Below are 13,639 nucleotides of genomic sequence, written 5' to 3'. Positions count from 1 at the left end.
TCTGGAGGGCGTCGTACGGCCTCTGATCTGCGGGAATGTGGCACGCCGTGGCGGTGTTGGTCCAAGAAGGTCGGCCGACCGTTTTATAATGGTCGTGGAGCGCTCGCCGGAGACCGCCCTTCGGCACTCGAAACACCCGCTCCAAACCCGCCACCTCGGTCGCCGTCGCACCTGTCGACGGCTCTTGTCGTGGTGCCCACGTTCGGGCGCCCCGACGCCGCACGTACCCGGAAGGTAGCCCGTTGACATCAGTGTCGAACACCCCTGCTGAGACCCCGCCGGCCCTCCCGGCCGAGTTCGCGCACCCTGCCCTGCAGGAGCTGATGCGGGTGGGTCAGACCCACGGGTCTGTCGACAGCCTCGCGCTCAAGCACGCACTGGAGACGGCCGAGATCGCGCCCAAGCGGATGAAGACCGTGCTGCGTGCGCTGGAGCAGCACGGCGTCAGCGTGACGCTCGACCCGGACACCGCGCAGCGTGCCGTCGCCGCGACCGCGACCCGGTCAGCTGCCAAGAAGACCACGCGACCGGCGACCAAGAAGGCCGCTGCCAAGAAGACCGCCGCGGCGGATGAGGCTGAGGACAAGCCCGCCACAAAGGCGCCGGCCAAGAAGACCGCCAAAGCCGCGACCACCAAGGCCGCCGCCAAGAAGGCCGCGGGCCAGACGACCGCCGCTGCGAAGAAGGCCGCTGCTGCGGCAGCCGCGACCGAGAGCGACGCGGTCGCCGACGGCGAGGAGTCGGAGGACAGCGAGACTCCGTCGAAGGAAGCCGCTGAGAAGGAAGAGTCGGAGACCGGCGGCTTCGTGATCCGCCAGGACGACGACGCCGATGCTCCCGCGCAGCAGGTCGTCACCGCAGGCGCCACCGCAGACCCGGTCAAGGACTACCTCAAGCAGATCGGCAAGGTCGCCCTGCTGAACGCCGAGCAGGAGGTCGAGCTCGCCAAGCGCATCGAAGCCGGTCTGTTCGCCGAGGAAAAGCTCAACTCGGGCGAGAAGATCGAGATGAAGGCCAAGCGCGAGCTGTGGTGGATCGCGCAGGACGGCAAGCGCGCCAAGAACCACCTGCTCGAGGCCAACCTCCGACTGGTTGTCAGCCTCGCGAAGCGCTACACCGGCCGCGGCATGCTCTTCCTGGACCTGATCCAGGAGGGCAACCTGGGCCTGATCCGTGCGGTCGAGAAGTTCGACTACACCAAGGGCTACAAGTTCTCGACCTATGCCACCTGGTGGATCCGTCAGGCGATCACCCGTGCCATGGCCGACCAGGCGCGGACGATCCGCATCCCGGTCCACATGGTCGAGGTCATCAACAAGCTGGCCCGTGTCCAGCGTCAGATGCTGCAGGACCTGGGCCGCGAGCCCACGCCGGAGGAGCTCGCCAAGGAGCTCGACATGACGCCTGAGAAGGTCGTCGAGGTCCAGAAGTACGGTCGCGAGCCGATCTCCCTGCACACTCCGCTGGGCGAGGACGGCGACTCCGAGTTCGGTGACCTGATCGAGGACTCCGAGGCCGTCGTACCTGCCGATGCGGTGAGCTTCACGCTCCTGCAGGAGCAGCTGCACTCGGTCCTGGACACGCTGTCCGAGCGCGAGGCGGGCGTTGTCTCGATGCGCTTCGGACTGACCGACGGCCAGCCCAAGACGCTGGATGAGATCGGCAAGGTCTACGGCGTGACGCGCGAGCGCATCCGCCAGATCGAGTCCAAGACCATGAGCAAGCTGCGTCACCCGAGCCGCTCGCAGGTCCTGCGCGACTACCTCGACTAGGACTGCTCAGCAGCACACGACGCCCGGTCACCCACCATGGGTGACCGGGCGTCGTACGTGCGCCTCTAGCCGCGTCCGACTCGCTGCAGCTGCCGGGAGATCCAGCGTCCGGGCGCACCGACGGCATCGCGCAGCCACTGCTGCACCGCGCGCCGACCGGTGCGCGGGATGAAGAGGGCCGTCGCGCGGAGCTGCCAGGACGCGGTCGACCGGATATCGCGCAGGATGCGCTCGGCGTCCTGGTCCAGAGAGCGTGCGTCCTGACTGGGCGGGGCATAGCGAACGGCCTCCAGCGTCTGGACCGCACGATGCAGGGCGGCGCGTCCGTCACCGCCCAGGGTCGCGTGCTGGCGGTAGTGCTGCTCCAGCTGACGAGGCGTACGTCCACGTGGCGGATCGACTCCCAGGTCGTCAAGGCGCGACTGCAGGACATGCCACTGGCCCTCGACCTGCTCGCGGGAGTCTGTGGCCCGACGCAGCGGCTGCTCGCGGCGCCATCGCGCTGCCAGCGGCAGAGCCACGGCACCGGCGGAACCGATCGCGAGAACCAGCAGGGTCCACCACGAGCCCGTGCTGCCCAGCCAACCCTGCTGTGGCGGATGGACTGCGGCGTTGGCCTGCCCCGTGGGTGTCGCGGCGTCCTGCTCGCGTCCGCCTGAGGGCAGGGCGGGCTCGCTGGACTCCGAGGCTTCACGGCCAGGGGCCGTCCCGTTGGAGGTGTCCGCGCCCGAGGCATACTCGGGGACGTTGCCAGAACGCTGTCCGGGTGTCGGCTCGAACCGGGTCCAGCCCATGCCGGGGAAGTACAGCTCGGGCCAGGCGTGCGCATCCGAGGCGCGCACCTGGTAGCTCGTCCCCGTGTCCTTGGTCCCAGGCAGGAAGCCGACCGCGATCCGCGCCGGAATGCCCTGGCTGCGCGCCATCATCACCATCGAGGTGGCGAACTGCGTGCAGTAACCCTGCTTGGTCTCCAGGAAGTTGCTGATCGGGTCGAGCGAGCGGCCGTTGCGGACGACCGCGGGCTTGAGCGTGAGCGAGTAGGTGAAGCGTTGCGTGTCGCGCAGCCAGTCCTGGATCTTGATGGCCTTGGCGAAGTCGGTGTCGTCGCTGGACACGATGCCGTCGGCAGTGCGCTGGACCAGGGCCCTCGACCTGGGGTCCAGCTGGAGCATCGTGCTGGGTACGGGCGGGTCAGCAGCGTGACTGCTGGACGGCCTGGCATTGGCGCGCAGCCGGCTGTAGGTCACCTCGTAGCTGCCGGCTCGCTCGCGGACTCGCGGGGTGGCCGAGCTCGGGTCGTAGGTCCAGTTGGTGTCGCCGAAGTCGGCGCTGCTCACCGGCCAGGGCACCGCGACATAGGGCGAACCCACGCCGTTGGCCGAGATGCTCGTGCGGTAGAACGTGCGCGGCTGCTGCGCCGACAACCCCTCGGGGACGGGCAGCCTGTCGTTGTTGTCGCCCGGCCTCGACTGACGCGGATCGTCCTTGACCCAGTTGCCGCCGGAGTAGGACGACATCGTCAGCGCGCGCAGCGGCGGCGGGGTCGGGTCATTGGTGGTGTAGCGCAGGATCGGCGTCTGGCTCCGGTCCTGGAGCGACTGATCCAGGTTCAGACTGTCGGAGAAGCCGACGGTCCCGACGCCGCCGCGGCCGCCCGAGGTGGACCGTGCAAGCCCATCGGAGATATAGCGAGGTGGCAGGTGGGGGATCAGCGCCGGGAGCACCAGCGCGGTGAGCACTGTGGCCACCCCGATCCAGCGCGCGACTGAGCTGTAGCCGGCCAGCCCGAAACGGTCCTCGAGCCGCTCCGGAGTGCGGGAGTACGCCTCGGTCGAGGACCATCGCCGCAGCAGCTGCAGCCCACCCCGGGCGAGCATGAGCAGCCACACCACCGCCAGGGCGACGAAGTAGACCGGGTTGAGCGCGCTGCCCGTGTTGGACGTCGACAGCAGGAACAGTGCGAGCAGCGGCAGGCCGGCCAGCGCAGGCATGCGCATCGTGGCCGACAGCAGGTCGACCACGATGGCGACGAGCGGCACGATCAGCGACAGGGCAAAGACGATGCCGGGCGTGGACGGGGCGGGCGCGGCATAGCGCGACAAGGTGTCGGAGGCGTCGGTGAAGAGGTCACCGATCGCGCCCGGCAGGTCGGCCCACTGGGATGGTCCGAGGTGGTCGTTGAGATGGATGAGCAGCACCCCGATGAGCACCGCGAGCACCTGCGCCCCGACGATGATCGCGCGGGCCGCTCCGAGTGCGCGGCACAGCATGCCGACCGCGGCCTCCACCATCACGAGCACCAGTACGGGACGGAACCACAGCTGGCCCATGAGCAGCGTGGTGATCGGCCAGGTGGCCACGATCACCGCCAGCGCGGCGAGCGATCCCTCGGAGAACCGGGCGCGGCTCATGATCCGGCCATCGTGAAGGACCCGTGTTGGGTGAGGCTCTGCCAGGCCTGGCGGGCCGTGACTCCCGAGGGCACCGACACCACACGCCACCCGGCCGACCCGAGCAGCTCACAGTGCGCGGTCGCCAGCTCACCCGTCGTACGCCGACCGTGGGCGACGGCGTCGGTGTCCATGACCATCGCGAGGGCCGAGGTGCCGGGCTGACGCAGTCCGGCGAGGTCGGTGACACTGCGGTCGTCGAGGTCGGTGACGGCGGCCACGAGGCTGCCGCCGCGCTCGGTAAGGCCGTGCGCGGCCTGCACGACGTGGTCGTGCTCGTCGTCGTCACCGAGATCGGCGACGGCGAGAGCCTCGATGACATCCGAGGACGTCAAGGGGCGTTCGATGGTCCCCTCCTGCAGCGTCTCGCGGCTGGCGAGGTGAAGGGTGTAGCCGGCGCGGCCGAGCTGCACGGCGATCGAGGCGATCGCGCTGACAGCCCACTCGAACGAGCTGTGCGAGGCGGTGCCTGCGTGACCGGAGCGACGCGAGTCCAGCAGCAGCACCGCCGAGCGACGCGCCGGCCGGTCCTCCTGGCGGACCATCATCTCGCCGCGATGCGCCGTCGCGGGCCAATGGACCTTCCGGAGGTCGTCACCGTCGTGGTAGGCGCGGATGCTGACGTCCTCCTCACCGTGCAGTGCGACCATCTGCGGCGTCTCGCCCTCGCTGCCCAGACCCGAGCCGGGCGGCCGGCCGTCCCCGAGGTCCTCGATCCGAGGCAGGACGACGACCTCACCGACCGAGCGGACCATCAGGTCGACGTGGGTCAGCCCGAACGGGTCCTGCTGCTGCAGCGCGATCGGACCCAGCTCGTGGCGGCCGCGGACGTGGCTGCGGATGCGATAGCTCAGCCGGCGACGAGCGCCCGGCTCCATGCGGGGGAGCAGGAACCTCGGACGGTCGCCGAGGACGTACTCGATGCGTTCTTCGGCGAGGTAGAGCGCAGTGGACTTCTCGCCGACGTTGACGAAGTCGACGACGACCTCCGCACGCTCGTCAGGCTGCAGCCGCGACGGTGTGACGGTGCGCTCGATGCCGAGCCGTGGTGGGCGTCGACGGGCGAACAGTCGGGCGAGAAGGGGGAGGGCCACGAGCAGCACCCCGATCCGGGTGATGTCCGGGAACCCGAGCAGTACGCCGCCCAGGACCAGCGTGACGCCGCACGTGAGCAGGGCTCGCCCGCGCCCAGTCAGGGTGCGGGTGCGTTCGTCGGACATGTCAGCGGGCGCTGGTGGGCACCGGCACGCGCCGGATCAGGTCGTGCAGCACATCGCCCGTGGAACGGTGGGCCATCTGGGTCTCGGCGCTGGGCAGCACACGGTGTGCCAGCACCGGCGTGACGAGCGCGAGCACATCCTCGGGGATGACATGGTCGCGACCCTCGAGCGCCGCATGGGCTCGGGACGCGCGCAGCAGCTGCAGGGCCGCACGCGGGGAGGCGCCCAGTCGCAGAGCCGAGGACGAACGGGTGGCCGACATGATGTCGACGATGAACTGACGCAGCCCAGGGCTGGCGTGCAGCGTCGTGACCTGGTCGGCCAGCCGCTGAACGGTCCCGCCGTCTGTCACCGGGCGCAGGGTCTCCAACGGCGAACGGCCACCGTGCGTGTCGAGCATGTCGAGCTCGGCATTGCCCGTCGGGTAGCCCATCGAGATGCGCGCCATGAACCGGTCTCGCTGGGCCTCGGGCAGCGGGAAGGTGCCCTCCATCTCGATCGGGTTCTGAGTGGCCATCACCATGAACGGACGCCGCAGCGTGTAGGTCGTCCCGTCGACGGTGACCTGGCCCTCCTCCATGCACTCCAGCAGCGCGGACTGCGTCTTGGGCGAGGCGCGGTTGATCTCGTCGCCGACCACGATGTTGGCGAAGATCGCACCGGGTCGGAACTCGAACGTCCGGCTGTCCTGGTTGAACACGCTGACGCCGGTGATGTCGCTGGGCAGCAGGTCCGGCGTGAACTGGATGCGGCGCATCGGGCAGTCGATCGAGCGTGCCAACGCCTTGGCCAGCATCGTCTTGCCGACTCCGGGCACGTCCTCGATGAGCAGGTGTCCCTCGGCCAGGAGCACCGTGACGGCGGTCCGCACCACATCGCTCTTGCCCTCGATCACTGAGGAGACGGCGCGGTGGATGTCGCCGGCCACCGTCCTCAGCTCGTCCAGGCTCGTCCCCCCACGTTGCGGTTCTGTCTCCGTCTCAAGGCCTGAGTGCATGACGTTGATCCTGCCTGATGCGCATCGCGGTGGGAGTTCGATCGCGTCTTGGCGGCGGGATCGTTACCTCTGCTGGTCCCTCCATTGTCACCTGCCGTCCGGCCGCCCGTCACGCTCGGCCTCCACCAGGTGATCCACCGGCTCCTCCACTTCGCACCACGGCGACTCCTTCCGAACCCGTTCGACGGGCCCGTGTCGGTCGGGAGAGGTCGACAGCCGGAGGCTGGTGGCCCCTTGGCAGGACGATTTCACCCATTTCCCTCCACCTGGCCGCCGGGCCCTTGACCTGCGTAAACACGCCTCGCCAGCAGCGGAAGTGGCTCGCCGAGGGTGTTCATCCCCTTGGAAGTGGGGCAAAGTGGAGTACGGTGGTGGACATGGGCAGAACGTGGAGCTGTCCCAGGTGGGGAAGGGAGGTGGCGACCGATGTTTCTCGGCACGCACACACCCCGCCTGGACGACAAGGGGCGACTGTTCCTGCCGGCGAAGTTCCGCAAGGACCTGGCAGGCGGGCTCGTCGTCACTCGTGGCCAGGAGCGCTGCCTCTACGTCTTCGCGATGAGCGAGTTCGAGCGGATCACGACGGCGATGAACTCCACGCCCGTCACCAGCCGTGCAGTGCGCGACTTCCAGCGCGTCTTCCTCTCGGCGGCCTCCGACGAGATCCCGGACAAGCAGGGCCGCGTCACCATCCCGGCCGTGCTGCGCGAGTACGCCGGCCTGTCGCGCGAGTGCACCGTCATCGGTGCGGGCGCCCGCGTCGAGGTCTGGGACACCACCGCCTGGAACGAGTACCTCTCGGCCACCGAGGAGTCCTTCTCGGAGCAGTCCGAGGAGGTGATCCCCGGACTCCTGTAGTGCCGACCTGCCCATGACCGTCCGCCGGCCGCGAGGTCTCCACCCGCTCACGTCCACCGTCCCGACGCCACTTCCCCGGCGCCGGAACGTGATGACGAGGACGCGGTGGGGGACCTGGCAGCCGGACCCGATCAGCACTGACCCACCCGTCTCACCGCCGCCGGAGAGGAGTCACCCATGAGCACGCCAGGGCCCGCAGCCGACCGACACGTGCCCGTCCTGCGCGACCGCATCGTGGAGCTCCTGGCTCCGGCGCTGCAGGCGCCCGGCTCGGTCGCACTCGATGCCACGCTCGGCATGGGTGGGCACGCCGAGGCACTGCTGGAGGCGTGCCCCGAGGCGACCGTGATCGGCCTGGACCGCGACCAGGACGCGCTTCGCCTGGCGGGAGACCGGCTGGCGTCGTACGGCTCGAGGTTCGTCCCGGCACATGCGGTGTACGACGAGCTCACGCAGGTGCTCGCCGAGCGTGACGTGCCGCTCGTGCAGGCGGTGCTCTTCGACCTGGGTGTCTCCTCGCTGCAGCTCGACGAGGCCGAGCGAGGGTTCGCCTACCGGCACGACGCACCGCTGGACATGCGGATGGACCAGAGCACCGGCCAGACCGCGGCGGACGTGCTGAACACCTACGACGCCGCCGAGCTGGAGCGAGTGCTGCGTGACTACGGCGAGGAGCGGTTCGCCCGAAGAATCGCCAAAGCCGTTGTCCGAGAACGGGATCAGGAGCCGTTCGACCGGTCCGAGCGGCTGGTCGACCTGCTCCGCCGAAGCATCCCTGCGGCCTCGCAGCGCACTGGGGGACACCCCGGCAAGCGGACGTTCCAAGCCCTGCGGATCGAGGTCAACAGTGAGCTCGACGCCTGGCGCGACGCGCTGCCTGCCGCGATCGACGCGCTCGCGGTGGGTGGCCGGGTGGCTGTGCTCTCGTACCACTCGCTGGAGGACCGCATCACCAAGCAGACGTTGGCGGCGGGCGCCAAGAGCACCACGCCGCCAGGGCTACCGGTCGAGCTCCCCGAGCACGCGCCGTATCTCCGGCTGCTGACCCGGGGTGGCGAGGCGCCGAGCGAGGCCGAGACCGAGGACAACCCGCGCGCAGCCTCCGCGAGGCTGCGCGCCGCCGAACGAACGCGACCGACGAAGGGATCGATGCCATGAGCCAGCTCACTGCACCGGTGACCACTGAGCGCGCCGCGCGGCTCCCGCTGGCGCGGCCATCGAAGCCGACCCGCCTCCGGGTGATCAGCGGCGACGACGTCCGTCGCAGCAACACCGGGTTCGGGGTGCTGTGCGCGCTGCTCATGACGGTCGGGCTGCTGGCGGTCCTGCTGCTCAACACCGCTCGGGCCGAGCAGTCGTTCGCGCTCGGCAGCCTGCAGCAGACCTCCGACCGGCTCTCGGACAACGAAGAGCAGCTGCGCACCGACCTGGCCGGAGTGCAGGCGCCGCAGCAGCTGGCGCTCAAGGCTCAGGAGCTCGGCATGGTGCCGGCGACCGAGGTCGCGTACGTGCGAACGTCCGACGGCAAGGTGCTCGGCGTGGCGAAGAAGGCGGCCGGAGCCAGCGCGTTTACGGTGGGGACACTTCCGAACACGCCCGCCAGCACAGTGGCAGGCAAGGCCGTCGCGGCGGCCGAGCTCGGGATCGTCGTCGTGAAGCCGACGCCCCCGGTGAAGCCTTCGCCGTCTGCCACTGCGACTCAGCCGCCCACTACGAAGTCTGTTACACCGCCGGCCACCTCAGGGCACCAGACCACGCCCACAGCATCAGCGACGCAGAACGCCAAGCCCGGTACGTCACGGGTCAAGCAGAAGCACCCGGTCCCGGCCAGAACGCCAGGGGCGCAGCCGACCAGCACGAGGTGAGCACGTGAGCCAGTCCCGCCGACCGGGCGCAGCCCAGGCTCGACCGTCCAAGCGGGGCCGGCCTGTCCCGCCCCCGCGCCGGTCGGCTCCTCGTGGCGGCGGTCGTGCTCGGTCCGCGGGCACCCCGCCCCGCAAGCCCGCGCCGCGGCGGTCCGGCAAGGCGCGTCCTCCGGCGCCGCCACGCCGCCCGGTCTCGCTCGGGATCGGCCACCCCCGGCGGCGAGCGCGGCTCCTCGTGGTGGCGATGCTGTTCGTGTTCAGCCTGTTCGCGGTGCAGCTGGTGCGCATCCAGGGGCTGGACGCCGCGAGCGTCTCTCAGGAGGCGTTCGGCAAGCGCCTCAAGCGGCTCACCATCCCCGCGCAGCGCGGCACGATCACCGACACCAATGGTGTGGTCCTGGCGGACAGCGTGGACCGGCGCCACGTCGTGGGCGACTCGACGGCGATGGCGACCTACTCCGAACGGGTCGGTGGCAAGAAGGTGGAGCTCGGCCTGGAGGGTGCCGCAGCCAGGCTCGCGCCACTGCTCGGCCTGAAGGAGAGCGACATACGCGCGACACTGGAGAAGGCGTACGCCAAGAAGTCCCGGTTCGTCTACCTCGCCAAGGACGTCTCGCCCACCCAGTGGCGCGCGGTCCAAGAGCTGTCGATCCCCGGTATCTCCAGCGAGCGGACCGTACGTCGGGAGTACCCGCAAGGCACGAGTGTCGCCCCCCTGGTCGGCTGGGTCGGCAGCAACGGCCAACCCGGCGGCGGCGTCGAGAAGATGCAGGAGAAGAGCCTGGTCGGCGCTCCGGGCCAGCACATCTACGAGCGCGCTCCCGATGGGCAGATCATCGCGACCGGTGACAACTCCGACAAGCCGGCTGTCGCGGGCAAGAACGTGCAGCTGACCATCAACAACGACCTCCAGTGGTTCGCGCAGAACGCCCTCATCCAGCGGGTGAAGGAGACCAAGGGCCTGTCCGGCGACGTCGTCGTCACCGAGGTCAAGACCGGTCGGGTGCTGGCCGCGGCGTCGTACCCGAGCTTCGACCCCAACGACATGGGCAGCGCGCCGGGGTATCTCCAGCTGCGACCGTTCGACGAGGTCTACGAGCCGGGCTCGACCAGCAAGGTCATCACGATGGCGGGGCTGATTGACAAGGGCTACGCGACGCCGACGACCCCGGTCACCGTGCCGCCGACCCTGCGCCGCGCGGGCCGTCCGTTCCACGACTCCGAGTCGCACGGGACCCTGAACATGACTCTGGCCGGTGTGCTCGCGCACTCCTCCAACATGGGCACGATCCTGGCGGGCGAGAAGATGCCCGCCGCGACGCTGCACGACTACATGACCCGCTTCGGCCTGGGCCAGCGCACGGGTGCTGGTCTGCCGGGTGAGTCGCCGGGCATCCTGGCCAAGTCCGGAGCCGACTGGAAGGGCGACCAGCGATACACCGTGATGTTCGGTCAGGGTCTGGCGAGCACGGCCGCCCAGCAGGCAGCGGTGTTCCAGACCATCGCCAACGGTGGCGTCCGGATGCCGATGTCCGTCGTCAAGGGTGTCGGTGATGGCAAGGGTGGCTTCACCGCACCCGAGGATGACCGCAAGCCGATCCAGGTGATCAAGCCGACGACTGCCGCCCAGCTCACCCGGATGATGCAGTCGGTGGTGAGCGAGGAAGGCACCGCTGACCAGGCTCAGGTCCCCGGCTACACCGTGGCGGGCAAGACCAGCACCGCCGAGCGCTATGACTCCAAGCTCAAGCGGTACAGCGGAACGACAGCTTCGTTCATCGGCTTCGCACCCGCCGAGAAGCCTGAGATCGTGGTGGCCGTGACGATCCAGAGGCCCGCCGGCAACGGCCACGGTGGCCCGGTCGCAGGTCCGGTCTTCAGCAAGATCATGTCCTTCGCGCTCCAGCAGCGTAAGGTCCCGCCGTCGGGCAACGCCCCGAAGCCGTACCCGCTGTCCACCGAACCTGCGACGGAGCACCAGTGATCCCGCTCAATCTGAGGGATATCGCCGAGATCACCGGCGGAGCACAGCATGGAGAGGACGTCCTGGTGGACTCCTCGGTCGTGACCGACTCGCGAGAGGCCGAGCGAGGTTCGCTCTACGTCGCCCGGGTCGGAGAGCACGCGGACGGACACGACTTCGTCCCTGCCGCCCGCGCTGCCGGGGCCGTCGCCGTCCTCGGGCAGCGCACCGTGGACGATGGGCCGACCGTGGTCGTACCCGATGTGCAGGAAGCGTTCGCGGCGCTCGCGCGCGGGGTTGTCGACCGCTCGCCGCAGCTGACGGTGATCGGGATCACCGGCAGCTCGGGCAAGACGACCACCAAGGATCTGCTGGCCAGTGTGCTGCGCCCGGTCGCCGAGACGGTCGCGCCGATCGGTTCCTACAACTCCGAGGTCGGCGTACCCCTGACGGTCTGTCAGGTCACACCCACGACGCGCTATCTCGTGGCCGAGATGGGTGCCGACGGTGTGGGCCACATCGCCTACCTCACCCGGATCGCGCCGCCGCGGATCGGCATCGTCCTCAACGTCGGTCAGGCCCATCTCGGTGGCTTCGGATCGGTGGAGGCCATCGCCCGCACCAAGGCCGAGATGGTGGAGGCGCTACCCGCCGATGGTCTCGCCGTGCTCAACGCCGACGACCCGCGCGTGCTGGCGATGCGAGAGCAGACGACCGCACGGGTGCAGACCGTCGGGCGCGCCGCGACCGCCGACCTGCGGGCTACCGACGTCGAGCTGGACGACCTGGGGCGGGGCAGCTTCACCGCGACCACACCAGCCGGCACCGCAGACGTACGACTGCGCCTCCTGGGCGAGCACCACGTCGGCAACGCTCTCGCCGTCATGGCTGCCGGGCTCGAGCTCGGGCTGCCCCTGGACCAGATCGCCGGGGCCCTGTCGGAGGCGATGCCCGCGAGTCGCTGGCGGATGGAGCTGCACGACCTGCCCGATGACATCACCCTGGTCAACGACGCCTACAACGCCAACCCCGACTCGATGCGCGCCGCGTTGCGGGCGCTCGTACGCATGGGGGAGGGCGGCCGCCGTACGGTCGCCGTGCTCGGTCCGATGCTGGAGCTCGGCGACATCTCGCGGGCCGAGCACGAGGCGGTCGGACGCCTGGCAGTCGAGTCCGGCATCCGGCGGGTGGTGGTGGTCGGCGACGAGGCCGAAGGCATCCTGGCGGGCGCCGAGGGCGCCGGCGCCACCGCTGATACGGCCACCTGGGTGGCCGACGCGGACGCTGCACAAGACCTGCTGGAGCGGGAGCGACGAGCGGGAGATGTGATCCTGCTGAAGGCGAGCCGCAACTCGGGCCTAAGGTTCCTCGGGGATCGCATAGTCGCGGACGGCGACTCGACACACACGGAGGGCGCACGGTGAGGGCTGTCCTGATCGCTGCCATCATCTCGTTGGCGGCATCATTGCTGGGCACCCCGGCATTCATCCGCTTCTTGGTACGCAAGAGCTATGGCCAGTTCATCCGAGATGACGGCCCCACCAGCCACCACACCAAGCGCGGCACACCGACCATGGGCGGTGCGGTCATCATCGGCGCCAGCGTGCTCGCGTACGCCGGCGCGCACCTGCTCACGTGGACCCCGTTCACGGCCAGCGGGCTGCTGGTGATGTTCCTGATGACCGGGCTGGGCTTCGTCGGGTTCGCCGACGACTACATCAAGATCTCCAAGCAGCGCTCGCTCGGCCTGCGTTCGCACGAGAAGCTCATCGGCCAGACCGTGGTCGCGATCATCTTCGCGGTGCTCTCCCTGCAGTTCGAGCACAAGAACGTCGCTCCGGCAAGCACCCACATCTCGTTCGTCCGCGACACCTGGGTCGACCTCGCGTTCGGCGGCACTGCGCTCGGGCTGGTGCTGTTCGTCCTGTGGGCCAACCTGATGATCGCCGGCACCAGCAACGGCGTGAACCTCACCGACGGGCTCGACGGTCTCGCCACCGGCGCGAGCGTGATGGTCTTCGGCGCCTACGTCCTGATCTCGATCTGGCAGTTCAACCAGAGCTGCAGCATCACGCCCAGTGACAAGTGCTACGAGGTCCGCGACCCGCACGACCTGGCGCTGGTCGCGGCCTGCGTCATGGGTGCCTGCTTCGGCTTCCTGTGGTGGAACGCGTCACCGGCCAAGATCTTCATGGGCGACACCGGCTCGCTGGCGCTCGGTGGCGCCCTGGCCGGGCTCGCCATCACGACCCGCACCGAGCTGCTGATCGTCATCCTCGGCGGTCTGTTCGTGCTCGAGACGCTCTCGGTCATCATCCAGGTCGCCTCGTTCAAGACGCGGCGCAAACGGGTGTTCCGCATCGCGCCGGTGCACCACCACTTCGAGATGCTCGGCTGGAACGAAGTCACGGTCGTGATCCGGTTCTGGATCATCTGCGGACTCTGTGTCGCGCTCGGCCTCGGGCTGTTCTACGCCGAGTGGGTGGTTGGGGCATGAGCACCCCACGAAGTTTC

Annotated in this window: 10 protein-coding genes; 7 read left to right on the top strand and 3 right to left on the bottom strand. The window is 69.4% G+C overall.

The window, feature by feature from the left end:
- The first annotated feature begins 251 nt into the window (after positions 1-251).
- Positions 252-1,772, top strand: a complete 1,521-nt coding sequence (locus VV02_RS17355; protein ID WP_052593491.1) for an RNA polymerase sigma factor — start codon at positions 252-254, stop codon at positions 1,770-1,772.
- Between the two features lie 65 nt (positions 1,773-1,837).
- On the opposite strand, the gene VV02_RS17350 is transcribed toward VV02_RS17355, so the two are convergent.
- The 3 genes from VV02_RS17350 to VV02_RS17340 are packed head-to-tail and all read right to left on the bottom strand — an operon-like array spanning position 1,838 to position 6,439.
- The gene (locus VV02_RS17350) at positions 1,838-4,183 is read right to left on the bottom strand and encodes a transglutaminase TgpA family protein (RefSeq protein ID WP_052593489.1); all 2,346 of its coding nucleotides are present in this window, start codon (positions 4,181-4,183) and stop codon (positions 1,838-1,840) included.
- A complete protein-coding gene (locus VV02_RS17345; RefSeq protein ID WP_052593487.1) occupies positions 4,180-5,442 on the bottom strand; it encodes a DUF58 domain-containing protein in 1,263 nt (420 codons plus the stop codon). Before VV02_RS17345 ends, VV02_RS17350 begins: the two co-directional genes overlap by 4 nt.
- Before the next feature lies 1 nt (position 5,443).
- The gene (locus VV02_RS17340) at positions 5,444-6,439 is read right to left on the bottom strand and encodes an AAA family ATPase (RefSeq protein ID WP_052593485.1); all 996 of its coding nucleotides are present in this window, start codon (positions 6,437-6,439) and stop codon (positions 5,444-5,446) included.
- Positions 6,440-6,865: 426 nt separating this feature from the next.
- Here VV02_RS17340 and mraZ point away from each other — a divergent pair, with 426 nt between their 5' ends.
- The 6 genes from mraZ (at position 6,866) to mraY (ending at position 13,622) form a co-directional block, all read left to right on the top strand.
- A complete protein-coding gene (mraZ, locus tag VV02_RS17335) occupies positions 6,866-7,297 on the top strand; it encodes a division/cell wall cluster transcriptional repressor MraZ (RefSeq protein WP_052593483.1) in 432 nt (143 codons plus the stop codon).
- 177 nt (positions 7,298-7,474) lie between these two features.
- Complete coding sequence (gene rsmH / locus VV02_RS17330; protein ID WP_052593481.1) at positions 7,475-8,455, top strand: 16S rRNA (cytosine(1402)-N(4))-methyltransferase RsmH; 981 nt, start codon at positions 7,475-7,477, stop codon at positions 8,453-8,455.
- Complete coding sequence (gene ftsL, locus VV02_RS17325) at positions 8,452-9,162, top strand: cell division protein FtsL (RefSeq protein ID WP_052593479.1); 711 nt, start codon at positions 8,452-8,454, stop codon at positions 9,160-9,162. The genes rsmH and ftsL overlap by 4 nt, the downstream gene beginning before the upstream one ends.
- Before the next feature lie 4 nt (positions 9,163-9,166).
- Positions 9,167-11,146 (top strand): peptidoglycan D,D-transpeptidase FtsI family protein, encoded by a 1,980-nt coding sequence (locus VV02_RS17320; protein ID WP_245633118.1) that lies wholly within the window; start codon positions 9,167-9,169, stop codon positions 11,144-11,146.
- Positions 11,143-12,549 carry a UDP-N-acetylmuramoyl-tripeptide--D-alanyl-D-alanine ligase gene (locus tag VV02_RS17315; protein ID WP_052593477.1) on the top strand — a complete coding sequence of 469 codons (1,407 nt, stop codon included), beginning with the start codon at positions 11,143-11,145 and terminating at the stop codon, positions 12,547-12,549. Before VV02_RS17320 ends, VV02_RS17315 begins: the two co-directional genes overlap by 4 nt.
- Positions 12,546-13,622 (top strand): phospho-N-acetylmuramoyl-pentapeptide-transferase, encoded by a 1,077-nt coding sequence (gene mraY, locus VV02_RS17310; protein WP_052593475.1) that lies wholly within the window; start codon positions 12,546-12,548, stop codon positions 13,620-13,622. The genes VV02_RS17315 and mraY overlap by 4 nt, the downstream gene beginning before the upstream one ends.
- Positions 13,623-13,639: the final 17 nt, after the last annotated feature.

This window comes from Luteipulveratus mongoliensis (assembly GCF_001190945.1).
Lineage (GTDB): Bacteria > Actinomycetota > Actinomycetes > Actinomycetales > Dermatophilaceae > Luteipulveratus > Luteipulveratus mongoliensis.
This window is presented reverse-complemented; position numbering and strand designations above follow the sequence as displayed.

What these genes read in the sequence shown, in the direction of transcription:
- VV02_RS17350 (WP_052593489.1), bottom strand. Translation starts at nt 4,183, where the DNA reads ATGAGCCGCGCCCGGTTCTCCGAGGGATCGCTCGCCGCGCTGGCGGTG.
- VV02_RS17345 (WP_052593487.1), bottom strand. Translation starts at nt 5,442, where the DNA reads ATGTCCGACGAACGCACCCGCACCCTGACTGGGCGCGGGCGAGCCCTG.
- VV02_RS17340 (WP_052593485.1), bottom strand. Translation starts at nt 6,439, where the DNA reads ATGCACTCAGGCCTTGAGACGGAGACAGAACCGCAACGTGGGGGGACG.
- mraZ (WP_052593483.1), top strand. Translation starts at nt 6,866, where the DNA reads ATGTTTCTCGGCACGCACACACCCCGCCTGGACGACAAGGGGCGACTG.
- rsmH (WP_052593481.1), top strand. Translation starts at nt 7,475, where the DNA reads ATGAGCACGCCAGGGCCCGCAGCCGACCGACACGTGCCCGTCCTGCGC.
- ftsL (WP_052593479.1), top strand. Translation starts at nt 8,452, where the DNA reads ATGAGCCAGCTCACTGCACCGGTGACCACTGAGCGCGCCGCGCGGCTC.